Annotated in this window: 26 protein-coding genes; 10 read left to right on the forward strand and 16 right to left on the reverse strand. The window is 70.0% G+C overall.

The window, feature by feature from the left end; genetic code table 11:
* Positions 1 to 19 precede the first annotated feature (19 nt).
* Genes MRBLMX7_RS02410 through MRBLMX7_RS02420 form a run of 3 tightly spaced genes read right to left on the reverse strand, consistent with a single transcriptional unit; the run spans position 20 to position 2,063 of the window.
* Entirely contained in the window at positions 20 to 781 is a 762-nt protein-coding gene (locus MRBLMX7_RS02410; RefSeq protein WP_363366026.1) for an SDR family NAD(P)-dependent oxidoreductase, read from the reverse strand.
* Complete coding sequence (locus tag MRBLMX7_RS02415) at positions 781 to 1,257, reverse strand: dihydrofolate reductase (protein ID WP_363366027.1); 477 nt, start codon at positions 1,255 to 1,257, stop codon at positions 781 to 783. Before MRBLMX7_RS02415 ends, MRBLMX7_RS02410 begins: the two co-directional genes overlap by 1 nt.
* Complete coding sequence (locus tag MRBLMX7_RS02420; protein ID WP_363366028.1) at positions 1,254 to 2,063, reverse strand: thymidylate synthase; 810 nt, start codon at positions 2,061 to 2,063, stop codon at positions 1,254 to 1,256. The genes MRBLMX7_RS02415 and MRBLMX7_RS02420 overlap by 4 nt, the downstream gene beginning before the upstream one ends.
* Positions 2,064 to 2,159: 96 nt before the next feature.
* Here MRBLMX7_RS02420 and MRBLMX7_RS02425 point away from each other — a divergent pair, with 96 nt between their 5' ends.
* The 3 genes from MRBLMX7_RS02425 (at position 2,160) to MRBLMX7_RS02435 (ending at position 3,674) form a co-directional block, all read left to right on the forward strand.
* Positions 2,160 to 2,570 (forward strand): thioredoxin family protein, encoded by a 411-nt coding sequence (locus tag MRBLMX7_RS02425; protein WP_363366029.1) that lies wholly within the window; start codon positions 2,160 to 2,162, stop codon positions 2,568 to 2,570.
* Positions 2,571 to 2,590: 20 nt separating this feature from the next.
* Positions 2,591 to 3,154, forward strand: a complete 564-nt coding sequence (locus MRBLMX7_RS02430) for a DUF4395 domain-containing protein (protein WP_363366030.1) — start codon at positions 2,591 to 2,593, stop codon at positions 3,152 to 3,154.
* Between the two features lie 94 nt (positions 3,155 to 3,248).
* Positions 3,249 to 3,674: an OsmC family peroxiredoxin gene (locus tag MRBLMX7_RS02435; RefSeq protein ID WP_363366031.1), complete on the forward strand. Its 426-nt coding sequence runs from the start codon at positions 3,249 to 3,251 to the stop codon at positions 3,672 to 3,674.
* Positions 3,675 to 3,704: 30 nt separating this feature from the next.
* On the opposite strand, the gene MRBLMX7_RS02440 is transcribed toward MRBLMX7_RS02435, so the two are convergent.
* From MRBLMX7_RS02440 to MRBLMX7_RS02460, 5 genes are all read right to left on the reverse strand, one after another.
* On the reverse strand, positions 3,705 to 4,139 hold the full coding sequence (locus MRBLMX7_RS02440) for a hypothetical protein (RefSeq protein WP_363366032.1): 435 nt from the start codon (positions 4,137 to 4,139) through the stop codon (positions 3,705 to 3,707).
* Complete coding sequence (gene dapB / locus MRBLMX7_RS02445) at positions 4,139 to 4,879, reverse strand: 4-hydroxy-tetrahydrodipicolinate reductase (protein WP_363366033.1); 741 nt, start codon at positions 4,877 to 4,879, stop codon at positions 4,139 to 4,141. The genes MRBLMX7_RS02440 and dapB overlap by 1 nt, the downstream gene beginning before the upstream one ends.
* A 60-nt stretch (positions 4,880 to 4,939) precedes the next feature.
* Complete coding sequence (locus MRBLMX7_RS02450) at positions 4,940 to 5,542, reverse strand: histidine phosphatase family protein (RefSeq protein ID WP_363366034.1); 603 nt, start codon at positions 5,540 to 5,542, stop codon at positions 4,940 to 4,942.
* 109 nt (positions 5,543 to 5,651) lie between these two features.
* Positions 5,652 to 6,677: an aldo/keto reductase gene (locus MRBLMX7_RS02455; protein ID WP_363366035.1), complete on the reverse strand. Its 1,026-nt coding sequence runs from the start codon at positions 6,675 to 6,677 to the stop codon at positions 5,652 to 5,654.
* A gap of 217 nt (positions 6,678 to 6,894) precedes the next feature.
* Positions 6,895 to 9,171: a polyribonucleotide nucleotidyltransferase gene (locus MRBLMX7_RS02460; protein WP_363366036.1), complete on the reverse strand. Its 2,277-nt coding sequence runs from the start codon at positions 9,169 to 9,171 to the stop codon at positions 6,895 to 6,897.
* A gap of 364 nt (positions 9,172 to 9,535) precedes the next feature.
* Here MRBLMX7_RS02460 and MRBLMX7_RS02465 point away from each other — a divergent pair, with 364 nt between their 5' ends.
* Positions 9,536 to 10,846, forward strand: a complete 1,311-nt coding sequence (locus tag MRBLMX7_RS02465) for a UDP-glucose dehydrogenase family protein (RefSeq protein ID WP_363366037.1) — start codon at positions 9,536 to 9,538, stop codon at positions 10,844 to 10,846.
* Between the two features lie 25 nt (positions 10,847 to 10,871).
* Here the strand turns inward: MRBLMX7_RS02465 and MRBLMX7_RS02470 are convergent, their stop codons facing one another.
* Positions 10,872 to 12,797 carry a GDSL-type esterase/lipase family protein gene (locus MRBLMX7_RS02470; protein ID WP_363366038.1) on the reverse strand — a complete coding sequence of 642 codons (1,926 nt, stop codon included), beginning with the start codon at positions 12,795 to 12,797 and terminating at the stop codon, positions 10,872 to 10,874.
* A 154-nt stretch (positions 12,798 to 12,951) separates the two neighbouring features.
* Between MRBLMX7_RS02470 and MRBLMX7_RS02475 the strand changes: the two genes are divergently transcribed.
* Entirely contained in the window at positions 12,952 to 13,524 is a 573-nt protein-coding gene (locus MRBLMX7_RS02475; RefSeq protein WP_363366039.1) for a DedA family protein, read from the forward strand.
* Positions 13,525 to 13,563: 39 nt separating this feature from the next.
* Positions 13,564 to 13,740 carry a DUF5302 domain-containing protein gene (locus tag MRBLMX7_RS02480; protein ID WP_161804375.1) on the forward strand — a complete coding sequence of 59 codons (177 nt, stop codon included), beginning with the start codon at positions 13,564 to 13,566 and terminating at the stop codon, positions 13,738 to 13,740.
* A 57-nt stretch (positions 13,741 to 13,797) separates the two neighbouring features.
* Here MRBLMX7_RS02480 and MRBLMX7_RS02485 read toward each other — a convergent pair whose 3' ends face one another.
* Positions 13,798 to 15,240, reverse strand: coding sequence for a cation:dicarboxylate symporter family transporter (locus MRBLMX7_RS02485; RefSeq protein WP_363366040.1), 1,443 nt, complete (start codon positions 15,238 to 15,240; stop codon positions 13,798 to 13,800).
* Positions 15,241 to 15,400: 160 nt separating this feature from the next.
* Between MRBLMX7_RS02485 and MRBLMX7_RS02490 the strand changes: the two genes are divergently transcribed.
* The gene (locus tag MRBLMX7_RS02490; protein WP_363366041.1) at positions 15,401 to 16,681 is read left to right on the forward strand and encodes a sensor histidine kinase; all 1,281 of its coding nucleotides are present in this window, start codon (positions 15,401 to 15,403) and stop codon (positions 16,679 to 16,681) included.
* A complete protein-coding gene (locus tag MRBLMX7_RS02495; RefSeq protein WP_363366042.1) occupies positions 16,678 to 17,376 on the forward strand; it encodes a response regulator in 699 nt (232 codons plus the stop codon). The genes MRBLMX7_RS02490 and MRBLMX7_RS02495 overlap by 4 nt, the downstream gene beginning before the upstream one ends.
* A gap of 40 nt (positions 17,377 to 17,416) precedes the next feature.
* Here the strand turns inward: MRBLMX7_RS02495 and MRBLMX7_RS02500 are convergent, their stop codons facing one another.
* From MRBLMX7_RS02500 to MRBLMX7_RS02510, 3 genes are read right to left on the reverse strand one after another with little or no spacing between them, the layout of a single operon-like run.
* Positions 17,417 to 18,769: an FAD-binding oxidoreductase gene (locus MRBLMX7_RS02500; RefSeq protein ID WP_363366043.1), complete on the reverse strand. Its 1,353-nt coding sequence runs from the start codon at positions 18,767 to 18,769 to the stop codon at positions 17,417 to 17,419.
* 60 nt (positions 18,770 to 18,829) lie between these two features.
* Positions 18,830 to 19,474 carry an FMN reductase gene (locus tag MRBLMX7_RS02505; protein WP_363366044.1) on the reverse strand — a complete coding sequence of 215 codons (645 nt, stop codon included), beginning with the start codon at positions 19,472 to 19,474 and terminating at the stop codon, positions 18,830 to 18,832.
* 1 nt (position 19,475) lies between these two features.
* Positions 19,476 to 20,699, reverse strand: coding sequence for an LLM class flavin-dependent oxidoreductase (locus tag MRBLMX7_RS02510; RefSeq protein WP_363366045.1), 1,224 nt, complete (start codon positions 20,697 to 20,699; stop codon positions 19,476 to 19,478).
* Positions 20,700 to 20,809: 110 nt separating this feature from the next.
* Between MRBLMX7_RS02510 and MRBLMX7_RS02515 the strand changes: the two genes are divergently transcribed.
* Positions 20,810 to 21,958 (forward strand): acyltransferase family protein, encoded by a 1,149-nt coding sequence (locus tag MRBLMX7_RS02515; RefSeq protein WP_363366046.1) that lies wholly within the window; start codon positions 20,810 to 20,812, stop codon positions 21,956 to 21,958.
* Positions 21,955 to 22,833 carry a serine hydrolase domain-containing protein gene (locus MRBLMX7_RS02520; protein ID WP_363366047.1) on the forward strand — a complete coding sequence of 293 codons (879 nt, stop codon included), beginning with the start codon at positions 21,955 to 21,957 and terminating at the stop codon, positions 22,831 to 22,833. Before MRBLMX7_RS02515 ends, MRBLMX7_RS02520 begins: the two co-directional genes overlap by 4 nt.
* Positions 22,834 to 22,854: 21 nt before the next feature.
* Here the strand turns inward: MRBLMX7_RS02520 and efeB are convergent, their stop codons facing one another.
* Genes efeB through efeU form a run of 3 tightly spaced genes read right to left on the reverse strand, consistent with a single transcriptional unit; the run spans position 22,855 to position 26,376 of the window.
* Positions 22,855 to 24,174, reverse strand: coding sequence for an iron uptake transporter deferrochelatase/peroxidase subunit (gene efeB / locus MRBLMX7_RS02525; protein ID WP_363366048.1), 1,320 nt, complete (start codon positions 24,172 to 24,174; stop codon positions 22,855 to 22,857).
* 22 nt (positions 24,175 to 24,196) lie between these two features.
* Positions 24,197 to 25,429, reverse strand: a complete 1,233-nt coding sequence (gene efeO, locus MRBLMX7_RS02530; protein WP_363366049.1) for an iron uptake system protein EfeO — start codon at positions 25,427 to 25,429, stop codon at positions 24,197 to 24,199.
* The gene (efeU, locus tag MRBLMX7_RS02535) at positions 25,426 to 26,376 is read right to left on the reverse strand and encodes an iron uptake transporter permease EfeU (protein WP_363366050.1); all 951 of its coding nucleotides are present in this window, start codon (positions 26,374 to 26,376) and stop codon (positions 25,426 to 25,428) included. Before efeU ends, efeO begins: the two co-directional genes overlap by 4 nt.
* Positions 26,377 to 26,520: the final 144 nt, after the last annotated feature.

A 26,520-nucleotide genomic window follows, 5' to 3' on the forward strand; every position in this document is an offset into this window, starting at 1 on the left:
GTTCCGCCACCGGAAGGGATCAGACGCGCCCCCGGCGCGCGACGCCGGACGTGAGGGAACTCGGCAGCAGCCCGGCGACCGCCACGATCGCCTTGTAGCGCAGCGACGGGATGGAGACCGACCTGCCCAGGGCCGCATCGCGCAGGCCCTCGCGCACGACGTCGCGCGCGTCGAGCCACATCGGAGCGGGCACGCCTTCGCGCCCGGGCGCGAGGCCCATGCGCTCGTGGAACGACGTGTGCGTGAATCCCGGGCACACCGCGGTCACACTGACGCGGTCGCGAGAATACTCCGCGTTCGCCCACCGGCTGAATCCGATGAGCCAGCTCTTGCACGCCGAATACGTCGAACGAGAGATGAATCCGGCGACCGAGGCGACGTTGATGATGCGCCCTCCGCGTCCGCGCATGGACTGGAGGGCCGCGTGCATGAGGCGCATGGAGGCTTCGACGTGCACACGCAGGTGCCGCACCTCGTCGTCGATGTCGTTGTCCGCGAACTGCAGCGGAAGCCCGAAGCCCGCGTTGTTCACGAGAAGGTCGACGGGGTCGTCGAGGTCGCGGAGGCGTGCCGCGACAGCCTCCACCTCCTCCTCGATCGCGAGGTCGGCGGCGAGAACCTCGACCGCGACGCCGCACTCGCTCCGCAGCTCTGCCGCGAGCTCGTCGAGAGCCTCGACCGAACGAGCGACGAGGATCAGATCGGCGCGGCGGCGGGCGAGCTGGCGCGCGAACTCGGCTCCCAGTCCTGCGCTGGCGCCCGTGATCAGTGCGGTGGGCATCAGCGCTCGTATCCCCGGAAGCGATAGCGGATGCCGCTGCGCGAGGTCTTCCACTCTCCGTCGTCGATCAGCCGCCAGCCCTCGATCGACGGCGCGAAGGCATCGCCGTCGACGTCGAGGTCGAGTTCGGTGACCTCGAGCCGGTCCGCGTCGGCGATCACCTGACGGAAGATCTCCGCACCGCCGATGATCCAGACGCGATCGTGACCGCGGACGGCCTCCTCGACCGTGGCGGCGTGGGTCGCGCCCTCGGCGGACCAGTCCTGCTGACGCGTGATGACGACGTTCTCGCGTCCGGGCAGGGGCCTGAACCGCTCGGGAAGCGAGTCCCAGGTCTTGCGCCCCATGATGACCGGGGCTCCGAGGGTGGTGTCCTTGAAGTGCGCGAGGTCTTCGGGGACGTTCCACGGCATGCCGCCCTCGGCGCCGATGACCCCGCGCTTCGCCTCCGCCCAGATCAGGCCGACCCAGGTCATACCGCCACCGCCGCCCGGATCGGCGCATGGTGTCGGTAGTCCTCCACGACGAAATCGTCGTACTGGTAGTCGAGCACCGAGTCCGGAGTGCGCGCGAAGCGCAGCGTCGGGGCCGGGAAGGCATCGCGGCTCAGCTGCTCGCGCACCTGCTCGACGTGATTGTCGTAGATGTGGCAGTCGCCGCCGGTCCAGACGAAGTCGCCGGGCTCGAGACCGACCTGCTGCGCGATCATCATCGTGAGCAGTGCGTACGAGGCGATGTTGAACGGCACTCCGAGGAAGAGGTCGGCGCTGCGCTGGTAGAGCTGGCACGACAGCTTGCCGTCGGCGACGTAGAACTGGAACAGCGCGTGGCACGGCGCGAGCGCCATGTCGGGGATGTCGGCCGGGTTCCACGCCGACACGATCAGACGGCGCGAGTCCGGCGTCGCGCGGATCTGCTCGATCACCTCGGACAACTGGTCGATGCTGCGGCCGTCCGGCGTCGGCCAGGATCGCCACTGCACACCGTAGACGGGTCCCAGATCGCCCTGCTCATCGGCCCATTCGTCCCAGATGCTCACGCCGTGCTCCTGCAGCCACTTCACGTTGGAGTCGCCGCGCAGGAACCACAGCAGCTCGTACGCGATGGACTTGAAGTGCACACGCTTGGTCGTGACCAGCGGGAAGCCCTCGGAGAGGTCGAAGCGGATCTGTCGACCGAACACGCTCGTGGTGCCCGTGCCCGTGCGATCGGACTTGTGCGTTCCGTTCTCCAGCACGTCGCGGAGGAGGTCTTCGTACGGCGTGGGGACGGCTGCGCTCATGTCAGCCAGACTACCCGCCGTCGGCGACATCGGAGCGGATCTTCATGCTCCGACACATCGGGTCCGCGGGTGGCGAACGGGGCATACGCTCAGGGAATGTCGCCCACTCTCGCGCTCGCCCTCGCCGTGGGTCTTGTGGTGCTCGCCGGAGCCGCAGGCCTGGTGATCAGGGCGCGGGACGGACGACGGCGCAGCGGCGGCCATCTGCGGTTCGATCCGCGCGATGCGGATGCCGCGCTCGGCGCCCGCGCGACGCTCGTGCAGTTCAGCACCGAGACGTGCGCCCGCTGCCCGCAGGTGCGTAGGATCCTGACGTCGTACGCCGCGGAGGACGACACCCTCGCGCACGTCGAGGTCGACCTCACCCACCGCCCCGACCTGTCCTCGCGCTACCGCGTGCTGCAGACCCCGACCACCTTCGTCGTCGACGGCACCGGAGCCGTCCGCGCCCGATTCCACGGCGTGCCGCAGCCGCGCGCGCTGACCGAAGCCCTCGCCTCCGTGTGAGGCCCAACGATGGGAGCAACATGAGCACACCGGCAGGCATCGACCCGCGCGGCCCGCGCTTCGCCGCCACCGTCACGACGGTGCTCCTGCTGGTCGCGACCTTCCTCGGGCTGATCGGGGTCTCGACCGCGCAGGGCACCGGCTGGTTCGCATATCAGCCCCTTGCGGATTCGACGTTCCCCGCCGGCGGATGGGCGATCGCCTCGGCATCCGTCGCTCAACGCGCGCTCGATCCGGGGTTCCTACTGGCGGTCGTCATCGCGGGGCTGTTCCTGTGGAGTGTGCTTTCCCCTGCGACGGCCCCGTGGGGAGTGCTCTTCCGCCGTGCGGTGCGTCCGCGCCTGAGCCCGCCGAGCGAGCTCGAGGACCCGCGTCCGCCCCGGTTCGCACAGGGCGTCGGCCTGTTCGTCGTGACGATCGGCCTCGTCCTGCACCTCGCCGGTGTGCCCTGGGCGCTTCCGATCGCGACCGCCGCAGCGTTCGTCGCCGCATTCCTCAACGCGGCGATCGGGCTCTGCCTCGGATGCCAGCTGTACCTCCTGCTGCAGCGGATCGGAATCCTCGGCCGCGCCTCCGCTGCCTGACCTCCGAGGACTTCTGTTCCGTCCCTGGCGGTGCCTCGATAGGCTGGCCGGACACGCGACCCGCACACCGAGCAGCGCGAGAACCGGAGGAATCATGCCCGTCACCAGCGAAGCGAACACCACCTGGACCGGATCCCTCGCGGAGGGCTCGGGGACCGTCGCGTTCTCCTCGTCCAACCTCGGCACCTTCCCGATCGACTGGAAGGCCCGCAGCGAGGGCAGCGACACGACCACGACGCCCGAGGAACTGATCGCGGCGGCGCACTCCTCCTGCTTCAGCATGGCGCTGTCGCATGCCCTCGCGGAGAACGGCACTCCCCCGGAGCGCGTGAACACCAGCGCCTCGGTGAGCTTCACGCCCGGCGTGGGCATCACGGGCAGCCACCTCAACGTCAACGCCGTCGTGCCCGGCCTCACACCCGAGGCGTTCCAGGAGATCGCGAACGGAGCGAAGACGGGCTGCCCGGTCTCCCAGGCGCTCGCCGGCGTCGAGATCACGCTCGAGGCGACCCTCGCCTGACCGCCGATCGCGCGTGCGGGGCGAGCGGGCTCAGCCGCGCGAGAGCCGGATGGCCTCGCGGATGCTGGCGCGGGCGTCCTTGCGGTGCCCTGCCGCGTCCTGAACGACGCCCAGACGGTAGCGCGCTCGCCAGTCCCCACGGGCTGATTCGGCCTCGGCGGTGTAGCGCGCGATCATCGGGTCGGCGTCTTCCGGCCGAAGGCGTCCGCTCGGCGTGAGCTCCGTCTCCGCCTCCGGCATCCCGCCCTCGGCGTCGAGCGTGCGTCCGAGTCGGTCCGCCTGCAACCCGAAGACCATCTCGCGGACCAGCGCCCAGCCGCCGAGCGGAGCGAGCACGATCAGAGCGATGCCCATGCCGATGGACACCGGCGTCCCCACGGCGAAGAACATGACGGCGAGCCAGACAGCGACCGCGAGGTAGACGAGCAGTGCAGCACCCATGAGGGCGACGGCGAGGCGCGACATCAGGAGCCGACGCCGATGTCGATCATGCTCTCGAGACCGACGACGACACCGCGCGCCTGAGCCGCGAACGGCACGGCGAGACGGATGCCGGGCGCGTACGCCAGTGCGGGCTCGACGGTGTCGTGCGTGAAGGTGAGCGACTCCCCGGGGCCGGCGAGCACGACCTCCTGCTTCGCGATCACTCCGGGGCGACGCAGCGAGTGGATCGGGACGCTGCCCACCTGCTGGCCGCGTGCACGCTGGTCCGCGTGCGGGGCGCTCACCGGTCCCTGCTCGGCGCGCGCTGCGGCGATCAGCTCGGCGGTGCGCACAGCGGTGCCGCTGGGAGAGTCGACCTTCTTCTCGTGGTGCGCCTCGACGATCTCGGCCGACGGGAAGAACGGTGCAGCCGCGGCGGCGAGAGCCGAGCCGAGGACCGAGCCGAGAGAGAAGTTGGGGATGAACACCGCGCCGCTGCCCGCAGCCTCGACCAGCGGCCGGATCGGCGCGATGCGCTGCGCCGACCACCCGGACGTCGCGACGAGGACGTTGATCCCCCGCTCGACCGCGGCACGCACCACGTCGATGCTCACCTGCGGCGTGGTCGCGTCGATGACGAGATCCGCGCCGTCCATCTCCGACAGGTCGCTCGACGAGGTGAGCACTCGGACCACCTCGAAGCCGTCCAGCTCGTCGATCACCGCGTGGATGATCGACCCGAGCTTCCCGGTGCCGCCGACGAGTGCTACCTGCGTGGTCATGACCACAATCCTATTTCGGGCGGAGAGACGCCCGGCAGCGCCAGGCCGGTCGCGCGTGGATCAGACCGGCATCGTGTCGGGGATGCCGGTGCGCAGCTCGACCGGGAGGTGACCGGTGTCGTTGTGCGTGAGCAGGGTCCATGGACGCCCCTGCTTCTGCGCGATCACGGTCAGTCCGCAGTGCGCCTGATTGAGAGTCATCCAGCGCCATTCGGGTGCACCGAGCACCTCGCGCACGAACCAGGAGATGACGAAGTTGTGCGTGATGAGCACCTCGTGGACGTCACCCGGCTTGCGCACCAGGAACTCGTTCACGGCGTCGGACATCTGGGCTGCGCCCGCCTCGATCTCGGCGTCCGTGATGGATCCGAAGAACGGCTCGAACGCGGCCGGCGTCTCTTCGGTCATCCCCGTGGGGACGCAATCGAACAGGAGTGCGGTCGGGGCGGGGTCGACGGAGGGCAGACGCGCGGCGATCGCACGAGCGGTCTCGGCCGCGCGCAGCAGCGGCGAATGCCAGACGGCGTCCAGCGGAAGCCCGGAGAGACGATCCGCGATCAGTTCGGCCTGACGTGCACCGCGCGGTGAGAGGGGTCCGTCGGCGAGGCCGTGCTCGGCATCCTGATGTTCACCGTGTCTGACCAGGTATATGTAGTGCGTCACAAACTCGCTCGCTTCATCGACAGCATCCGCCGGGGGATCTCCTCCACCCTATGTCAGCCGTGTGACAGTCGTGTGACGACTCTCAGCCCGCCGCCGGCACGGGTGGGGCTCAGTTGCCCGCGCGGGTGAGATCGGCGATCTGGACGCGTGACAGCGACACGCCCGCTCCCTGCATGAGCTCGTCGACGTGCTCGGTCGCGAACGTGTTCACGATCGGCGCGGCCACGGTGCGCTGCGCCAGCAGCCAGGCGATCGACACCGCGGCCACCGGCACCTCCAGCTCGGCCGCCACCTGGTCGAGCGCGCGCAGGATCTTCGTGCCGCGACGGTTGAGGTGCCCGCGGAGCTGCTCCCCGCGCACACCACGCGAGGTCAGCGCTTTGCTGCGATGCCGCCCCGAGAGGAAGCCGTGTTCGAGCGCGTGCGACGGGGTGACGGCCAGGTTCTGCGCACCGGCGACCAGGCGCAGGTCCCCCTCGAACGGCTGCCGGCGGATGAGGTTGTACGGCGAGTCGATCACCTGGATGCGCGGGTAGCCCGCCGAGGCGAGGATGCGCGCCTCGACGAGTCGCTCCGGGGCCAGACCGTAAGCGCCGAGAGCGCCGATCTTGCCCGCGTCGACCAGCCACTCGACGGTCGCGAGAGTGTCCTCGAGGTTGGTCGTGCGATCGAGCGTCGCGTCGAGATACAGGACGTCGATGCGCTCCACGCCGAGGCGCGTGAGCGACCCCTCGACCGCGCGGACGAGGTTGACCGAGCCGAGCCCCGGGTTGTCGGCGTGCGCGCCGATGCGGACGCTCAGCAGTGCGCGCTCGCGCTGGCCGCGTGAACGGAGCCATTGCCCGATGATGTGCTCGCTGCGGCCGCCCGAGAAGCCGTCCGCAGTATGGATCGCGTTGCCGCCGAACTCCACGTAGCGGTCCAGGATGCCGTGGCTCGTCTCGAGGTCGACGTTCCATCCGAACTCGGCCGCCCCCAGCATGAGCGGGAACGTCTCGAATCCGGTCTCTCCGAGGGGGACGCGAATGGTCTCTCCTATTCCGGGGCCGACGATCGGGATCGGGGCGGACGGGTGATCGGCGTCCTGCGGTGCGCGCTCTGCGGAGGCTCCTGCGCCTACGCTGAACAACCGCATTTCCTCACCCCCGCATAGATCGGTGCGTCCCGATCTGCGTCGCTGCCGTACATGCACCCCCCGGTGCGTACTTCGAGGGTATGCGACGTCAGGGATCGCGCCGTCCAATCCGGGGAACGGCGGGGAAACTTCCCATAACGGTTTGGTCACGCAGACACGCGGGAACCCGGGCCCGCCACGAAGACGGACCCGGGTTCCGGTGTCGTGCGTCAGCCGATCACTCGGCGGCGGACTCCTCCGCGGACGCAGCGTCCGCAGCGGGCGCGTCGTCGAGCACGGGCTCGAGCGACAGCTTGCCGCGGTCGTCGATCTTCGTGATCTTCACGAGGATCTTCTGGCCGACGGAGAGCACGTCCTCGACGTTCTCGACGCGCTTGCCACCTGCGAGCTTGCGCACCTCGGTGACGTGCAGCAGGCCGTCCTTGCCCGGGAGAAGCGAGATGAACGCGCCGAACGTCGCGATCTTGACGACGGTTCCGAGGAACTGCTCGCCGACCTCCGGGTTGGTGGGGTTCGCGATCGCGTTGACCTGGGCGCGGGCGGCCTCGGCCGAGGGGCCGTCGGTCGCGCCGATGTAGACGGTGCCGTCCTCCTCGATCGAGATCTGAGCGCCGGTCTCGTCCTGGATCGCGTTGATCGTCTTGCCCTTCGGGCCGATCAGCTCACCGATCTTGTCGACGGGGATCTGCACGCTGATGACGCGCGGCGCGGTCGGCGCCATCTCGTCGGGAGCGTCGATCGCCGCGTTCAGGACATTGAGGATCGTCAGGCGCGCGTCGCGAGCCTGGGTCAGGGCCCCCGCGAGCACCGACGACGGGATGCCGTCGAGCTTCGTGTCGAGCTGGATCGCCGTGACGAACTCGCTCGTGCCCGCGACCTTGAAGTCCATGTCGCCCAACGCGTCCTCGGCGCCGAGGATGTCGGTCAGCGCCGCGTAGCGGGTCTCGCCGTCGACCTCGTCGGACACGAGGCCCATCGCGATGCCGGCGACGGGAGCGCGCAGCGGCACGCCCGCGTTCAGCAGCGACAGGGTCGACGCGCAGACGGAGCCCATCGACGTCGAGCCGTTCGAGCTCAGCGCCTCGGACACCTGACGGATCGCGTAGGGGAACTCCTCGCGGCTCGGCAGCACCGGCACGAGGGCGCGCTCGGCGAGGAAGCCGTGCCCGATCTCGCGACGCTTCGGCGAACCCACGCGGCCGGTCTCACCGGTCGAGTAGGGCGGGAAGTTGTAGTGGTGCATGTAGCGCTTGCTCGTCGTGGGCGACAGCGAGTCGATCTGCTGCTCCATCTTGAGCATGTTCAGCGTGGTGACGCCCATGATCTGGGTCTCGCCGCGCTGGAAGATCGCCGAGCCGTGAACGCGCGGGATGACCTGCACCTCGGCGTCGAGCGGACGGATGTCGGCGAGACCGCGGCCGTCCATGCGGACGCTCTCGGTGAGGATGCGACCGCGGACGATCTTCTTCGTGACGGACTTGTACGCCGCGGCGAACTCGAGCGGAGCCCCGGCGGGCAGGCTGCCGGCCTCGACCGCTTCGATGAGCTGCGCCTTGACGCGGTCCTTGACCTCGTCGTCCTTGCCCTGACGCTCCTGCTTGTCGGCGATCTGGTAGACGTTCACCAGGTCGTCGTAGGAACGCTCGGCCACGAAGTCGTAGACCTCGCTGGAGTACGGCGGGAAGACCGGGTACACACCCGGCTCCTTCGACGCGGACGCGGCGAGCTCCGCCTGAGCCTTCACGAGCTGAGCGATGAAGGGCTTCGCTGCCTCGAGACCCTGCGCGACGACGGTCTCGTCGGGCTTCGTGGCGCCGGCCTTGATGAGGTTCCAGCTGCCCTCGGTCGCCTCGGCCTCGACCATCATGATCGCGACGTCCTCGGTGCCGTCGGCCTTCGTGACGACACGACCGGCGACGATCAGGTCGAACACGGCCTCCGAGACCTGCTCGGCGGTCGGGAATGCGACCCACTGGTCGGCGTGCTCGCCGTGGCCGGGGATGAACGCGAGGCGCACACCGGCGACGGGACCCGAGAACGGCAGACCCGAGATCTGCGTCGACGCGGAGGCGGCGTTGATCGCGAGGGCGTCGTAGAACTCGCCCGGAGCGATCGACAGGACGGTGATGACGATCTGGACCTCGTTGCGCAGACCGTCGACGAACGACGGACGCAGCGGACGGTCGATCAGACGGCAGACGAGGATGGCCTCGGTGGAGGGGCGTCCCTCACGGCGGAAGAACGAGCCGGGGATCTTGCCCGCGGCGTAGGAGCGCTCCTCGACGTCGACCGTCAGCGGGAAGAAGTCGAAGCCCTCGCGCGGGTGCTTGCCCGCGCTGGTGGCCGAGAGGAGCATGGTCTCGCCGTCGAGGTACGCGGCGACTGCGCCCTGAGCCTGCTGCGCGAGGCGGCCGGTCTCGAAGCGGATGGTGCGGGTGCCGAAGCGGCCGTTGTCGAGAACGGCCTCGGTGGCGGTGATTTCAGGACCTTCCAAGAGGTCTCTCCTTCTTTGTTTAGACTCGCTCGTCCGTGTGACGCGCGAGCGTGTTCATGAAGGAGCAGGACGACGGGGTTCGGGCGCGCGGGCACTCCCGCGAATCTCGCCTGCGCTGGCCACCAGTAGAAAGCCACCCGACGGCACACGCCGAGGAACCCACCACAGGGGACCAGCTTCTCCGCCGATCGCTCCATGAGTCGATATGCAGTTGTGTGACCGACCTGAGCCAGTCCCCTCAACTGTATCAGCGCCGCCGCGGAATCCCGCGGGACCGGCCACGACGCCGAAGAGTCATCCGACGGTCATCGCGCGTTCACCGCGTGGATGCGGTCAGGTGCGCGGCATCCGCTGAGGTGAACCCATGCGCATGTCAGTGATCGGCTGCGGGTACCTCGGTGCCGTCCATGCCGCGGCGATGGCCTCGATCGGACACGACGTCGTCGGCATCGACGTCGACGAGCGGAAGGTCGCCGCCCTGGCGGACGGCATCGCTCCGTTCTTCGAGCCGCAGCTCGACGAGCTACTGCGCGAGGGACTCGACTCGGGTCGTCTGCGCTTCAGCGCGGACATGGCCGAAGCCGCAGACGCCGCCGTGCACTTCCTGGCCGTCGGCACCCCGCAGATCGCCGGCGGGCACGCCGCCGACCTCCGTTTCGTGGACGCCGCGATCGAGGCCCTCCTCCCCCACCTCCGACCTGGACACGTGGTCGCCGGCAAGTCGACGGTGCCGGTCGGCACCGCCGCACGGCTGGCAGGATCGATCGCCGAGTCGGGAGCGGTGCTGGTGTGGAATCCGGAGTTCCTCCGCGAAGGCTGGGCCGTGCACGACACGATCACCCCGGATCGCCTCGTCGTCGGCATCCCTCCCACCGATGCCGGGGATGCCGCGGCCGAACTCCTGCGCGAGGCCTACGCTCCCGCGATAGCGGCGGGTGCGCCGTACCTCGTGACCGACCTCGCTACCGCAGAGCTGGTGAAGGGCGCCGCGAACGCGTTCCTCGCCACCAAGATCTCGTTCATCAATGCGATGGCGGAGATCGCTGAGGCCTCAGGCGCCGATGTGACGCTGCTCGCCGACGCCCTCGGGCACGACACCCGGATCGGGCGGCGCTACCTCGGATCCGGCATCGGCTTCGGCGGCGGCTGCCTGCCGAAGGACATCCGCGCCTTCGCCGCCAGAGCCGAGGAGCTGGGCCGCGGCGAAGCCGTCGGATTCCTCCGCGAGGTCGACGGCATCAACCTCCGGCGACGCGACCGCGCGGTGCAGCTCGTCGTGAACGCACTCGGCGGTCTCGTGTTCGGGAAGCGGATCGCGGTGCTCGGCGCGGCCTTCAAGCCGTTCAGCGACGACATCCGCGACTCACCCGCGCTCGACGTCGCCGTACGCCTGCGCGGGCTCGGCGCCGACGTCGTCGTGACCGACCCCGCAGCGCTGCCGAACGCGGCGGCGGCGCATCCCCAGCTCGGATACGCCGCCGAGCGCGACGACGCCCTGCGCGACGCCGATGCCGTGGTGGTCGTCACGGAGTGGGATCTCTACCGCCGCGAGATGAACCCGGAGCACGCCGGGGCCCTCGTCGCCGGCCGCGTCATCGTGGACGGTCGCAACTGCCTGGATGCGGATGCCTGGCGCGCCGCGGGCTGGTCGTACCACGGCATGGGCCGCCGCTGAGCCGTCTCGAGACGCGAGCGCCCGTTCAGGACACCGGGACGGTGCGCTCCGACGCCGAGCGACCGAGGTACACGTAGTCGTCGTGCTTCGCGACACGACCGTCGCCCGCGGCACGCCCGTGCAGGCGCCGCCACACCCACGGCAGTGCATGCCGGCGCCACCACAGCCCTGCGCCGATCGACTCGTTCTCGTGCAGCGCGGCGTCGAGGACACCCAGCGCGTCGGCGTGCGGGACGCCGAGCACATCGCCGGCCCGGTAGGCGAGGAAGCGGTGCCCGCGGCTGCTGAGATGCACGAGGTCCTCGCCCCAGTTCGGCCGGTCGGGCAGCGAGGGATGCATGTCGGTGTCGATGAGGATCGCCCCCGTGCGCGCAGCGATGCCGGCGAGCGCGGTCGCGAACATCGAGAACCGCCGCGTGTACAGGTGGGCAGCACGTCTGCGGGGCAGGAAGGGCGTCACCAGGAGCACGTCGGCGCCGATGCCTCGCAGCCGGCAGACGGCATCCTCGAGCTCTGCGGCGAGCGCTCTCACGTCCACGCGGTGCTTCACGAGATCGTTCGCGCCGATCAGCACCGAGACGAGATCCGGGCGCAGCTCCAGCGCGCGGGGCAGCTGAGTCTCGCACACGTCACGCACGCGCTTGGATCGGATGGCCAGGTTCGCGTAGTGGAGTCCGCCGCGTGCAGCGAGCAGCAGAGCGAGACGGTCGGCCCATCCGCGCAGCGCACCGTCTGGCGCCGGATCGCACAATCCCTCCGTCAGCGAGTCCCCGAGGGCGACGTAGCGCTGCCATCGTCGTCCCACGAGCGGCGCGGTCGCCTCGGGCCGGGTCATGCGGCGAGCGCGCAGGCCCGAATCGACCGCGCGCAGCTCGCGCGCCTCGTCGAAGTGCCCCAACAGCTGGTCGCACACGCTCGACCAGCTGCGTCCCTGCACGGCTTCCCGGCCTGCGTCGCCGAAGGCCCGGCGCTTGCGGGTGTCTCCGGCGAGGTCGGCGACACGCATGCGCAGGTCGTCGAGGTCGCCAGGCCGGTACAGCCAGCCGTCGACGCCCATGCGCACGAGGTCGAGCGGGCCTCCTCGCCCGGTGGCGACGACCGGCACACCGCTCGCGTGCGCCTCCTGCAGCGTCTGCCCGAACGTCTCGCTCTCCCCCGGGTGCACGAACACGTCGAAGGATGCCGCGGCCGCGGCGAGCGCGTCACCGCCGAGGTGGCCGAGGAAGAGGGCGCGGGGCATCAGCGCCTCGAGCTTCGCCCTGCTCGGTCCGTCGCCGACGATCACGAGACGCGTCCCGGGGAGGTCCTGCAGCACGGCGAGGTCCTCGACCTGCTTCTCGGGTGCGAGGCGCCCGATGTATCCGATCACGACCTCTCCTCCCCACGTCGAGCGGAGCGTCTCGTCGCGACGCGACGGCTGGAAGCGCTCCGCGTCCACGCCCCTTCCCCAGCGGCGGACGCGGTCCACGCCCAGTGTCGCGAGCTGCTGCGCCGACTCCGCCGACGGGGCGAGCGTGAGGGTCGCCCGGCGATGCAGGCGCGCGATGTGGGTCTGCGCGACCCCTGTCGTCGCGGGAATCCGGTAGCGCTCCGTGTAGGCGGCGACGTCGGTCTGGTAAGCGGCGACCGAGGCGACGTCGAGTCGCTCGGCGGCGAGCGCACCGCGCCAGCCCAGCGCGAACGGCGAGGCGAGGTGGACCACGTCCGGCTGGAAGCGCCGCAGCGACGCAGCGACCCGGTGCGCGGGCGAGGTGCCGACCCGGACGTTCCGGTAGCCGGGCAGCGGCAGGCTCGGGATCGCCTCCACCGGAGCCCCCGCGATCTCGGTCGGGATGCCGACCGCGTCGGGCGCGATCACGTGGGCCTCATGCCCCGTGCGCTCGAGGTGCTTCAGGATCTGCAGCACGGATCCGGTGACACCGTTCATGTGCGGAAGGAAGGACTCTGTCACGATCGCGACTCTCACACCCTCAGGATGCAGCGGTCGCGGTGCAGCGGATCGCCGAAACGGGCCAGGGCACCAGAAGTTCACCGGATGCTGGATCGCTGGACACCGGCTATCCGCGCGTTGGTTCCCGTTCACCTCGGACCCGCACTGTGGGGCGGTGCCGACAGATCTCCTCGCCGACCCCTGGGGCCTCGCCATCATGAGCCTGCTCGTTCTCGGTGACTCGTTCTTCGTGGTGGTCCCCGGGGAGATCGCGGTGACTGCGCTCGGGGCGGTCTCCTCGGCATCGGGCTCGCCACCGCTGTGGGCGGTGATCGCGTGCGCGGGGGTCGCCGCGGCCCTGGGCGACGCCACCGTGTACGTGATCGGCCGCACCGTCGGCACCGAGCGGTGGCGCTGGATGCGCGCCCCGCGCGTGCAGCAGGCGCTGACGTGGGCTCGCCGACGCCTGGACGGCGGGTTGGCCATGGTGCTGTTCACCGCTCGGTTCGTTCCGTTCGCGCGCCTCGCGATCAACCTCGTCGCCGGCGCCTCGCGCATCCATCCCGCGCGCTATCTGTGCCTCGCCGCCGTCGCCGCACTGGGGTGGGCCGCCTATCAGGCATCGGTCGGCGCGTTGATCGCCGTGATCGTCCCCGGCGGGCCGGTCGTGGCGGTGCTCGTGTCGGTCGCGGTCGCCGTGGGACTCGGTGCCGCGATCGACTTCGCGACCCGGCGGCTCCGCAGGTGACCCGCCGCGCGCTCCGACGCGTGCTCTAGGCTGGCGGGCATGAGCACCGAAGAGGGCGCGTCCTCCACCGAGGACATGAAGCGCAAGTTCAAGGAAGCGCTCGAGAAGAAGAACGCGCACCACCGCGAGGGCGAAGCCCACCTGGACGGCGACTCCGCCGTCCACGGCGGTGCCGCGCCGCAGACGCGGCGCGAGTTCCGACGCAAGAGCGGTTGACCGCACGAATGCGGGAGCCGATCGACTCGGCTCCCGCATTCTCTCTTCGACTCGGTGTCAGCGCTGCTGCGCCGCCCGTGCGCGGGCCCGCTCCTGCTTGGCCGACATCTCGTCGATCGCCGAATCCTTGAGTCCCTGCGAATCGACTGCCGACTTCTCATCGGCCATGCCGTGACCGTCGACCCCGTCGAGCAGCGCCTCGTCGAACGGCAGCTCGCCGCCGAGGACCCGACGCACCCGGTCACGGTCGATCTGCTTGGTCCAGGTGCCGATCAGCAGCGTCGCGACGGCGTTGCCGGTGAAGTTCGTCAGCGCGCGTCCCTCGGACATGAACCGGTCGATCCCGACGATGACGCCGACGCCGTCGACGAGGTCGGGGCGGTACGCCTGCAGACCGCCGGCGAGCGTGGCGAGTCCGGCTCCCGTGACTCCGGCCGCCCCCTTGCTCGCGATGATCATGAAGACCAGGAGACCGATCTGCTCGCCGATCGACATGGGCTGCCCCATACCCGTGGCGATGAACAGCGACGCCATCGTGAGGTAGATCGCCGTGCCGTCGAGGTTGAACGAGTACCCGGTCGGGACGGTGATGCCGACCACCGGCTTCGAGACGCCGACGTGCTCCATCTTGGCGATCAGGCGCGGCAGCGCGGACTCCGACGAGGACGTGCCCACGATCAGCAGGTACTCCCGTGCCAGGTACTTGACGAGACTGAAGATGTTGACGCGGGTGACGGCGTACAGCAGCACGCCGAGAACCACCACGATGAACACGATGCACGTGATGTAGAACGCGACCATCAGGATGCCGAGGCTCCAGATCGCCGCGACGCCGGTCTTGCCGACCACGGCCGCGATCGCTCCGAACGCACCGAGCGGCGCGAGCCACAGGATCATGCCCAGGATGCGGAACACGAGCTTCTGCAGGTTCTTCACCGCGTCCATGATGGGCGCGCCCTTCTCGCCGAGCCCCTGGAGCGCGAAGCCGGTCAGCAGCGCGATGAACAGCACCTGCAGCACGCTCTCGCCGGTGAAGGCCGAGAAGAACGTCGTGGGGATGATCCCGAGCACGAACTCGGTCGTGGTCTTCGCCTCGGTGTCGGTCGCGTCGTACTGGGCGCTCGCCATGTCGAGGCCGGCGCCGGGGTGGATGATGTTGCCCACCACGAGACCGATCGCGAGCGCGAACGTGGACATCACCATGAAGTACAGCAGCGCGAGACCGCCGATCTTCCCGACCGTCGCGGCCTTGGCGATGGATCCGACGCCCACCACGATGGTGCAGAAGATGATCGGGGCGATCATCATCTTGATCAGCGAGACGAAACCCTTGCCGATGGGCTCGAGCGACTGCCCGACCTCGGGGGCGATGAGCCCGACGGCCGCGCCGAGCACGACCGCGATGATGACGGACACGTACAGCCACGTGTGCCTGTCCCACGCCTGCTTGTTGCGGCGCCAGTGGAAGCCCGGAAGGGAGAACCCCGTCGTGATGGCCATGTTTCCTCCTCGATCATGAACGTCGTCGTGTCATGTGCGCGGGCGACCTCGCCCTGCGATCCCCTCACGGTCCCCGACTTCCCCCCGCGACGCCATTTGTGGTCGTATTGGTCATCACGGATCTCGGCCCCCTGTGATCGAGGACGATCGGAAGGAAGCGATGGCACACGCCCGCAGCGCGAGCAGCACCGCCTCGCGCGTCTTCCTCGTCCTGCTCGTCGCAGCGCTCGTGATCGGCGCCCTCGTCGCGGTGTTCCTGGTCGTGGAGGCGCAGCGCGCGACACATGCGGAGGCCGAGAGGGTGACCGCGGCCACGGCGCAGACGCTGGCTGCGTCCCCGGTCGTGCGCGAGGCCCTGGAGTCCGGTGATCAGGCCTCGGCCACGAACATGCTGGAGCCCTACGCCCTCGACGTCGTCGACACCGCAGACCTCGACTTCGTCACCGTCATGACGCCGGACGGCGTACGCGTGACGCATCCGGACCTCGACCGCATCGGCGAGAAGTACCTCGGCACGATTCCCACGGATCCCGTACCGCTCACCGAGGTCTTCACGGGCACGCTCGGGCCGTCGGTGCGCACGATCGTGCCGGTGCTCGCGTCCGACGGCACCGTGCGGGGATGGGTCTCGGCGGGCGTCACGATCGAGTCGATCTCCGACACCCTGCTGCGTCGGCTGCCGCTGTCGCTCGCGATCACGGCCGCCCTCGTGGCACTCGGCGCCCTGGGCGCGTGGGCGGCGCGGCGCGTCACCCGGCGCATCGCGGGCGACCTGCCGCCGGGGCAGGTGCGCGACGCCGTGTCGTCGTACGAGTCCCTGCGCACGCTCGGCGACGCCTTGCGCGCGCAGACCCACGAGCACGGGAACCGCATGCACACCGCGGTGGCCCTGCTCGAGCTGGGCCGCAGCGCGGAGGCGATCGAGATCCTCACCGAGACCTCTCGTCAGAGCCAGTCGCTCGTGGACCAGGTGACCGCGCGGCGCGCGGGCGATCCCGCCATCGGCGCGCTGCTGTTGGGCAAGGCCTCACAGGCCAAGGAGCGCGGCATCGACTGGCGCATCCGCATCGAGCCCGACACGCCCGCGTCCCCGCTGTCGCCCGTCGACAGCGTCGCAGTGCTGGGCAACCTGGTCGACAACGCGATGGATGCCGCAGCCGGAAGCGCCGAGCGCTGGGTATCGGTGGTGCTGGAACCCACGCCCGACGGCGGGATCGCACTCGAGGTGTCCGACAGCGGGCCCGGGGTGCCGTCGGACCTGGTGGACCGCGTCTTCGAGGCGGGGTTCTCCACCAAGCCCGCCGGCGCGCAGGGCCGTGGAGTGGGCCTCGCCCTGGTGCGCTCCGTGGTCATCGGCGCGGGCGGCTCGGTCGAGCTCCGCTCCGACCCGACGACCTTCCGGGTGCTCCTGCCCGCCGCCCGCCGACGGAGAACAGCATGATCCGCACACTGATCGTCGACGACGACGCCCTCACGCTCGAACTGCACCGTTCGTACCTCGAACGGATCGACGGTTTCGAGGTCGGCGCCGAGTGCAGCGGTGCACGCGCTGCCGTGAACGCCGTGCTCAGCCCGCCAGCAGGCACGCCCTTCGACCTCGTGCTGCTCGACATCACGATGCCGGACGGCTCAGGGATCGACGTGCTCCGCACCCTCAGGGCCCGGGCCGCAGCCATCGACGTGATCGCGATCACGGGAGTGCGCGACGCCGAGACCGTTCGCCAGATGGCGGCCCTCGGGGTGTACCAGTACCTGGTCAAGCCGTTTCCGTTCGCGGTGTTCCAGGAGCGCATGACGGCGTACCGAGAGCATCTCGCGAGCGCGCGCACGACCGACGGGGAGGCCACGCAGGCGGAGATCGACGCGTTACTCGGACGGGCGACCGGGACGATACCGCTGCCCAAGGGGCTCTCCGGTGCCACGTTGCAAGCCGTGTCCGCTGCCCTCCGTTCTTCGGGAGTCCTGTCGGCGAGCGAGGCCGCCGAGCGGCTCGGAATGTCTCGCGTCGCCGTCAGACGCTACCTGGAGCACCTCACGGCGGAGGGCGTCGTGGCCAGGGCGGCGCGCCACGGCACGCGAGGGCGCCCGGAGACGGAGTACACCTGGCAGCGCCGCACCGCCGACGGACCCGTCTGAGATCCGTCCGCGGCCTTATCGAGGCCTCCCTGTCCGCGCCTCAGCGTGGGAGTCGCCCCTCGTGCAGCAGCCCCTCCGGATCGAGCGTGGCTCGCACAGCGCGAAGCCGCTCGATCGACGAGGCGGGTCCGCACTTGTCGAGCGTCTCACCCGGCCCCAGGAAGGTCGTCACGGTCTGCGGCGCGAGCGCACGGTCGAGCACGCGTCGGAATCCCGCCATGCTCGCGTCGCCGGGCTCGGGCGGCGTCCCCGGGAGCACCGGGATGAGTGCGTGCAGCAGCCAGCCCACGCCCTGCAGCGTCGCGAACCCGGCGCGCTTCGGGGCATCGAGCGCGCCGCCCAGCATCCGGATGTCGATACCCATGACCGGCCACTGTTCGGCAGCGTCGCGGAACTCCATCAGGTCGTCGATCAGCTGGTCGTCGAGCGAGACGAGCGCCGCGGATGCGCCGCGGCCCGGGGTCGGGTCCGTCGGTTCGGCGGCCGCCGCAGCGATCGTCGCGGGCGAGGTCGGGCCCGTGGTGTCCCGACGAACCGTGCCCACGCGGCGCACCCGATCCATCAGTCCATCGGCCGGGCCGTTCGTCGAGAGCGCCTGCACCGTGACGAAGCTGCGACCACGGACCTCCTCGGGGACCTGCGGAGCGTCGGGCATGCGCATCGAGTTCGCGAACACATTGAGCGACGTCGGGGCGTCGACGGCGAGGTCGCGCACGGCACGCAGCACACGAGGGACATCGGACGCGTCGAACACGAGACCCGCGCCCCAGATCGCCGGCGCGCGCACCAGGTCGATCTCGAGGTCCGTGACGATCCCGGCGATGCCCCCGGCTCCTCGCAGAGCCCACATGGTCTCGGGGTCGCTGTCGTCGTCGACGCGCTCGTGTGTGCCGTCCGTCCGGAGCAGCCAGGCCGCGCGCAGTGCATCCGAGCCGAGACCGGCCGTACGGCTGAACCAGGAGTGACCTCCCCCGAGCGTGAAGCCCGCGACGCTGACCACGGGACTCGTCCCCGCGGGAGCGGCCCAGCCGGTGCCCTCGAGCGCCTGCACGACGGTGCCCCACTTGACGCCGCTGCCGACACGGACGATGCCGGCGTCGAGATCGACCGCGAGTCCGTCGAAGGCGGTGGTACGCACGAGGAGCGCCCCGGAGAGGTCGCCTGCTGCACCGTGCCCGCCCGGCTGCACCGCGATCACGGCGCCGGCGTCGCGGGCCGCCGCAAGCAGCACGCGCAGGTCGTCGACGTCGGCCGGGGACGCCACGGCGATCGGATGCTGCTCGACCGCGAGATTCCAGGGACGGCGCGCCGCGGCGAACTCGTCGTCATCGGGCAGGATCAGCGACCCACGCAGCGCATCGGCGGCGGAGTCCCACACGGAGGAGTGTTCCATGAGGTCACCGTACGACGCCCCTCCGACGTTGTCGACGGCCTCATGGACGCATCCGCGCACTCACTCGCCGGCGAGACCGCCCAGCATGTGGCCGAACGAGCGTCCCTCGCCGAGGTAGGTCGCGGGGTCATAAGGGTCGGACGCCGTCGCGACCTCGCGACTCGCGATCGCCTCGGCGAGCTCGCGCGCGCCCTTCTCGACGCGCTTCGCGAGCGGCGCGACGTCGTCGCCCGCGCCGCCCCAATCGCTCGAGGCCGCGAACACGCCGGTCGACACGGCCTCGGCATGCAGGTAGGCGAACAGTGGTCGGATCGCGTAGTCGATCGCGAGGGAATGCCGAGCCGTGCCCGCGTTCGCGCCGATCAGCACGGGCTTCCCCGTGAGGGAGTCGGGATCGAGCACGTCGATGAACGACTTGAACAGACCCGAGTAGCTCGTCGAGAAGATCGGCGTCACGGCGATCAGCGCGTCGGCCGACACCACGGTGTTGATCGCGGTCTCGAGCGCCGGGGGCGCGAATCCGGTGAGCATGTTGTTCGTGATGTCGTGCGCATGGTCGCGCAGCTCGATGACGTCGACGGTGGCCTCGATGTCCTTCGCGGCGAGCGCGCGGACGGTCTCGGCGGCCAGCCGGTCTGCGAGCATACGCGTGGACGAGGGGTTCGACAGCCCCGCCGAGACGACGGCGATGCGACGCGTGGTCATGTCACGCCTCCTTCCGGCTGAGTCCGAAGGCCGCACCGGCGGGTGCGGGGGTGTCCTGGTATGGCGAGTCGCCGGTCAGGTTGTCGCCGCGGTTCGCCCCGGGGCGGGCCTGACGGGTCGGGCCGTCGCCGTACACGGCCTGCACGCGCGCGGCGTGCGTGGGAGCATCCGGCACCGCCGCCGGTCGGTCCTTCGCGAGCTCCCGGCGCAGCACGGGCACCACCTCGGACCCCAGGATGTCGAGCTGCTCGAGCACGGTCTTCAGGGGCAGTCCGGCGTGGTCGATGAGGAACAGCTGGCGCTGGTAGTCCCCGAAGTGCTCGCGCATGCCGGCGTAGCGATCGATCACCTGCTGAGGTGAACCCACGGTGAGCGGGGTCATCTCGGTGAAGTCCTCCATGCTCGGGCCGTGCCCGTAGACCGGGGCGTTGTCGAAGTACGGGCGGAACTGCGTCACGGCGTCCTGCGACTTCGCGGCCATGAAGACCTGGCCGCCGAGTCCGACGATCGCCTGCTCGGGAGTGCCGTGGCCGTAGTGGGCATAGCGCTGACGGTAGAGCTCGATCAGGCGCTGGTAGTGCTCCTTGGGCCAGAAGATGTTGTTCGCGAAGAAGCCGTCGCCGTAGTACGCGGCCTGCTCGGCGATCTCGGGGGTGCGGATGGAGCCGTGCCACACGAAGGGCGCGATGCCGTCGAGAGGGCGCGGCGTCGACGTGAAGCCCTGCAGGGGCGTGCGGAACTTGCCCTCCCAGTCGACGACGTCCTCGCGCCACAGCTTGTGCAGCAGGGCGTAGTTCTCGATCGCGAGCGGGAGTCCCTGGCGGATGTCCTTCCCGAACCAGGGATACACGGGACCGGTGTTGCCGCGGCCGAGCATGAGGTCCATGCGTCCGCCGGACACGTGCTGCAGCATCGCGTACTCCTCCGCGATGCGCACGGGGTCGTTGGTCGTGATGAGCGTGGTCGACGTGGAGACGACGAGGCGCTCGGTCTGCGCGGCCAGCGCCGCGAGGAAGGTGGTGGGGCTCGACGACCAGAACGGCGGGTTGTGGTGCTCGCCGATCGCGAACACGTCGAGGCCGACCTCCTCCGCATGCTTGGCGATCGTCATGGTCGCGGCGATCCGCTCCTGCTCGCTGGGCGTGACGCCGGTGGTGGGGTCGCGCGTGATGTCGCTGACCGACATGATGCCGAACTGCATCTGTCCGGCTGCCTGCTCGCTCATGAGTGCTCCGTCTCCTCCGAAGCGGACGTCGTGCATCCGCTTCTATTCATTTGAATGTATCTGGGTCAACGCACTGGGAGCAAATATATTCCCGGCGGTAGCCTCAGAGGATGAACAGTGCCGGAGCCGACCCGAACCCCGTCACCGCGACCGCTTCCAAGCCCCGCCGACGCGTGCCCTTCTGGGACAACGCGCGCTACGCGTGCATCGTGCTCGTGGTGCTGGGCCACGCCATCCAGCGCCTCACCTACGACTCGGACATCGCACTCGCGGCCTACCTCGCGCTGTACGCGTTCCACATGCCCGCCTTCGCGATCATCTCCGGCTACTTCTCGAAGTCCGGATCGCCGACACGGGTGCAGATGGCCCGCGTGATCACCGACATCCTCGTGCCGTACGTGATCTTCGAGCTGCTGTGGACGCTGACGAAGTGGCTGGTCGAAGGCCAGGCCGACCCCAATCTGACCAAGCCCTCGTGGACCCTGTGGTTCCTGCTCGCCCTCGGCATCTTCCGCCTCGTCCTCCCCTACCTCGCGCTCCTGCGCTGGCCGCTGCTCTGGACGGTCCTGATCTCGATCGGCGTGGGCTACCTGCCCAACGTCGACAGCACGTTCTCCCTCTCCCGCACCCTCGGACTCCTCCCGTTCTTCACGCTCGGCTGGTGGCTGCGCGAGCGCGATATCGTCACGCGCTTCCGCCTTCTCGAAGCCCGCCCGTGGTGGACCCGCGTCGCGGCGGTCGCAGTGCTGGGCACCGCGGGATTCGTCGCCTGGGCGGGCATCGACCTGTGGAAGGACGTCGACCTTCGGCACTGGCTCTTCTACGAGGACGCCTACGCCGACCTCGGCGGCGAGCATTGGTGGGCCGGCGGCGTGCGCATCGCACTGATGCTGCTCGCGGTGCTCCTGAGCGTCTCGTTCTTCGCGCTCATCCCGCGCGGCACGTACTGGTGGACGAGGTTCGGCCAGTACACGATGTACGTCTTCCTGCTGCACTCCTTCGCGCTCTATCCGTTCCGCGAGTCCGGCATCCTCCGCGACCTCGATCCGACCTGGATCTGGCTACCGCTGGTGACCCTGCTCTCCGTCGGACTCGCGCTCCTCCTCGCGACCCGCCCGGTGCGGTGGGTGTTCCGCCCGTTCGTCGAGCCGCGCCCGAAGTGGTTGTTCGTCGACCCCGATCTGGCCGGGCGCGAGGGACATCGCAGCGATCCGACGGGATCGCGGCGCCCGCGTCCGACCGCGGGCGCGACCCGGTGATCGTCGCGCCCGACCTCGCGCAACGGGTCCGCGACGAGATCGTCCGAGAGGCGGATGCCACGGGCTTCGGCATCCACGGACTCCACGTGCGCCTCGGCGACGAGGTCGCAGACCATCGCTGGACGCCCGACACGCGGGAGGAGATCCACTCCATCGTGAAGGGTGTGAGCGTGCTGGCGGCGGGCGTCGCCGAGGCGGAAGGGCTCATCGACCTTGACGCTCCGATCGGAGACCTGGTCGACGACCTGCCGCTCGGCGCCGGAGTGTCCGACCTCACGCTGCGTCGCCTGCTGTCGATGTCGAGCGGGATCGATCTGCCGTGGTCCGAGACGATGATGACCGACTGGCCCGACCTCGCTGCCGAGTTCCTGTCGCGCGACTCGCGCGGCCACGTCTTCCAGTATTCGAACGCGAGCACGTACACGGCGATGGCCATCCTCGCCAGGCGCACCGGCGACATCGCCGCCTATCTCGAGCCGCGGCTGTTCGCGCCGCTCGGGCTCGACGACGTCACGTGGCGCCGGTGCCCGAACGGGCGGGTGCTCGCGGGCGAGGGCATCGCGCTGCGCACCGAGGAGCTCGCCCGGCTCGGGAGGCTGATCCGCGATCGCGGCGCGTGGCACGGCCGGCAGCTCGTCCCCGCGGAGGTCGTGGACGCGATGCACGCCGACTGGGTGGCAGCCGGAGACGCGCCCGGCTACGAGCGGTATGCCCTCGCCGGCTGGGACGGCCCCGGTGATGCGTGGCGCTTGCACGGCGCCTACGGTCAGCTCCTCATCTTCCGCGGTGACGCCGTCGTGACGATCACCGCGGACGACCATTTCGGCGCCGATGCGTTCGCGGAGCGGGTCGTCGGCATCCTGGCGCAGCACTGATCGAGCGATTCGCCGAACTGCTCAGGAGAACAGGGCGGCGCCGACGTACGACCCGGGCGAGGCCCCGCCCGGCACCGCCCAGATCCCGGAGCCGACGTGCCTGATGTACTCGTTCAGTCGATCCGTGGAGAGCTTGCGCTGCAGGGTGACGAACTGCGCGGGGTCGCGCTGGTAGGACAGGAAGAAGAGTCCGGCGTCCAGACGTCCGAGCTCGTTGTTGCCGTCGACGTAGTTGAAGCCCCGACGGAGGATGCGGATCCCGTCGTTCTCGTCCGGGTGGGCGAGGCGCACGTGCGAGTTCACATCGATCTTCGCGGAGTCGAGGTCGGGTGCCGTGAACTCGTCTCCACCGGACAGCGGAGCACCGACGCCCTTGTCCCGGCCGATGATCGTGTTCTGCTCCGAGAGGCGCACGCGATCCCAGGTCTCGATCAGCATCGCGATCTTGCGCGCCACGAGGTACGAGCCGCCGGCCATCCACGCGGGGTCGTCGGATGCCGCGACCCAGACGTTCCGGTCCAGCGCGTCGGCGTCGTCCGCGAGGATGTTCGCGGTGCCGTCCTTGAACCCGAAGAGGTTGCGCGGCGTCGCCTGATCCGAGGTCGTCCGGGAGGTCTTGCCGAACCCGAGCTGCGACCAGCGCAGCTTCGCGCGCCCGAACGCGATCCGACTGAGGTTGCGGATCGCGTGCACGGCCACCTGCGGGTCGTTCGCGCAGGCCTGGATGCAGAGGTCGCCGTGCGAGCTCTGCGGGTCGAGGTCGTCGCCGAGGAAGGCGGGCAGTCGTTCGAGGCCGGATGGGCTCTGCGCGGCGATGCCGTAGCGGTCACCGTCCTCGTTCTCGAACAGGCTCGGCCCGAAGCCGAACGTGAGCGTGAGACCCGACGCCGGCAGCCCCAGCGCCTCCCCCGTGTCGTCGGGCGGCACCTCGGCGTCGCCGCCGACCGCCCCGGTCGCGCTCACCTCGAGTCCCTGCGTCATCCGGGACGCCGCATAGCTCCAGTCCTGCAGCAGGCTGATCAGGTCGTCGCGGTCCGTGCGCGGCATCATGTCGAACGAGGCGAAGTGCAGATGCTCCTGCACGGGCGTCGTGATCCCCGCCTGGTGCGCGCCGAAGAACGAGTAGGTGTTCTCGGCATCCTCCGCGGCACGCGCTCGTCCGAGGGCGACGCCGCCCGTGAGGCCGGCGCCCACGCCGACGGCGAGCGAGGCGACGCCCCCGCCGAGCGCGAGGCCGAGGAGGCCGCGTCGGCTGAGACCGGTCGGCGCGGACTGTGCGTCGACGGACGCCGCCGGCTCCTCGAGGGAGTCGGCGGCGCCGTCGTTCGTGCTGTCGTTCACGTGCGCGATCGTACTCTCGGAGTCAGTCGAGGACCGTGCCGGTGAGCTGCGACAGCGGTTCGGCGAGCGCGTTGATGAGGTCGGTGAACTCGCGCTTGTCGGCATCCGTGAGCTCGGAGTACCCGACGAACCCGTCCGCGAGAGAGCCGTGTGCCGCGAGCGAGGCCTCGAGCGCGGCATATCCGTCCTCGATCTCACCGACGAGGTCCTCGCCGTCATCGCCCTGCGCTGCCGCGAAGTCCTGCACGAGCGAGAAGGCCATCTTGGATCCCTCGACGTTCGCCGCGAAGTCGTAGAGGTCGGTGCCGGACCACCAGTCCTCCTCGCCGGAGATCTTGCCGGTAGCGACCTCGTCGAGCAGCGCGATCGCGCCGTTCGAGATGCCGCCGATGCCCTGGTCGTCCAGCGCGGTCGTGAAGTCGTCGGAGTGCACGTAGTCGTACAGCTCCTGCACGTCGGCGAGGAGCTGGTCGCCGTAGCCCGCGCGCTCCTCGGTCGTCGAGGGCGCCCAGTCCTGCCAGGCGGGGGTCTCACCGTCCGCGTTCAGCGCGTCCTGGGCCGGGACCCAGAGGTCCTTCTCTATGCGGTGGAAGCCGGTCCAGTCCAGTCCCTCGGCGACGGCATCGACCTCTCGGTAGTCGATGCGGGGATCGAGCGTGCCCAGCGCCTCGGCCACGGGTTCGATGCGCTCGTAGAACGCCCGCGTCTGCGGGAACAGCGTCCGCGCGGTCTCGTCGTCGCCGGACTGGTACGCCGTGACGAGCTCCTCGACGGCGGGGACGAGCTGGCCGACCTGGTCCTTCACGAACGCGGCGTACAGGTCGACCGCCTGCTGCTTCTGCTCGGCGTCCTCCCCCGCGAGCGCAACGCGGTCACCCGTCACCGTGAACTCGGACTTTCCGACGCCGTCGCCGATCATTCCCGGCTTGCACAGCGTGAAGTACTTCCCGGGCTGTGCCACTACCGTCAGGGTGCGCGATGCTGCGGGCGCGATGTTCTCGACCTCGCCGACGATGCGCAGGCCGTCCTCGGCGAGCAGATAGAACTCGGTCGTCTGGGCGCTGTCGTTCGTGACGTCGAAGGTCAGCGTGCCGCTCTGGGCCGTCGAGCCCGAGACGGAGCAGTCGGAATCGCTCGAGGTGACGTCGAACGCGGCCCCCGCGGCGACGTCGCTCTTCGCGACGCATCCGCTCAGGACGAGGACGGCCGCACCCGCGGCCGCGACGGCGGCGAGGACTCGGCGGGAGGTGGTCATGGTGCTCCTTGATCGGTGAGGGACGGCACGGGCGTCGCGTGCGCGGGCTCAGGTGCCGTGCGAGGGGTGACGGGCCGACGGGAGCGGACCCCGCGGACGAAGAGGAAGCCAACGACGAGCATGTACGCGGCCCAGGCGACGACCTGCAGCCAGGTCATGCGGGGCATGAAGCCGATCGTGGCTTGGAGGATCGTAGCGAGCGTCTGTCCCGGCGCGATCACGGCGCTGACGTCGAAGGCCCAGCCGAACGGGAACGCCGACCATCCGGTCGCGACGGCTCCGGTGAGGGCGTCGACGGGCGCGAGAGCGGTGAACGGCCCTGGCAGCGCACCGGCCTCCTGCAGGTCCATGATGGCGTAGGCGAGGACGCCGGCCGCCACCACCACGAGGAAACCGCTCGTCCAGAGGAAGAACCGGCGCAGGTCGAGACGCACCGCGCCTCGCGCGAGCAGCCAGCCCACGAGGACCGCGGTGAGCAGGCCCAGGACGGCGCCCAGAAGAGCCGAGGGCGCATCGCCGAAGGACTGCACCATCGACCACAGGAGCAGGGTCGTCTCGATGCCCTCGCGAGCGACGGACACGAAGCCGATCGCGACGAGAGCCCAGATGCCGCCCTGCGTGAGCGCGCGGTCGATCCCGCTCTCGAGCGTCGCCTTCATCGTCCGGCCGGCCTTCTGCATCCAGAAGATCATCCAGGTGACCATCCCGACCGCGAGCAGCGACATGAGGCCGCCGATGAGCTCCTGTGCGTTCGGCGCGAGTGCATAGGGCCCGAACGTGAGTACAGCCCCGAACGCGGCGGCCAGCAGGATCGCGAGAACGACACCGGCGGACATCGCGGGGATCGCGTCCGAGCGTTTCAGCCGACGGAGGTACGCGAAGAGCACACCGACAACGAGGGCGGCTTCCAGTCCTTCACGGAGACCGATGAGGAATGCAGAGAACACAACCGGTCACGCTAGCACGATAAGGCCAGCCTTGCCTTACCGAAGGGAGACTTCGGCACCAGCGCGCGGAATGTTTCGACCGGATGCTCCGCGACGGCTCCCGGGTAATCCGACGCAACACTCGCCCGCCCGCGGTACGACCGA

Origin of the sequence: Microbacterium sp. LMX7-1.2, from assembly GCF_040675935.1 — a bacterium.
Lineage (GTDB): Bacteria > Actinomycetota > Actinomycetes > Actinomycetales > Microbacteriaceae > Microbacterium.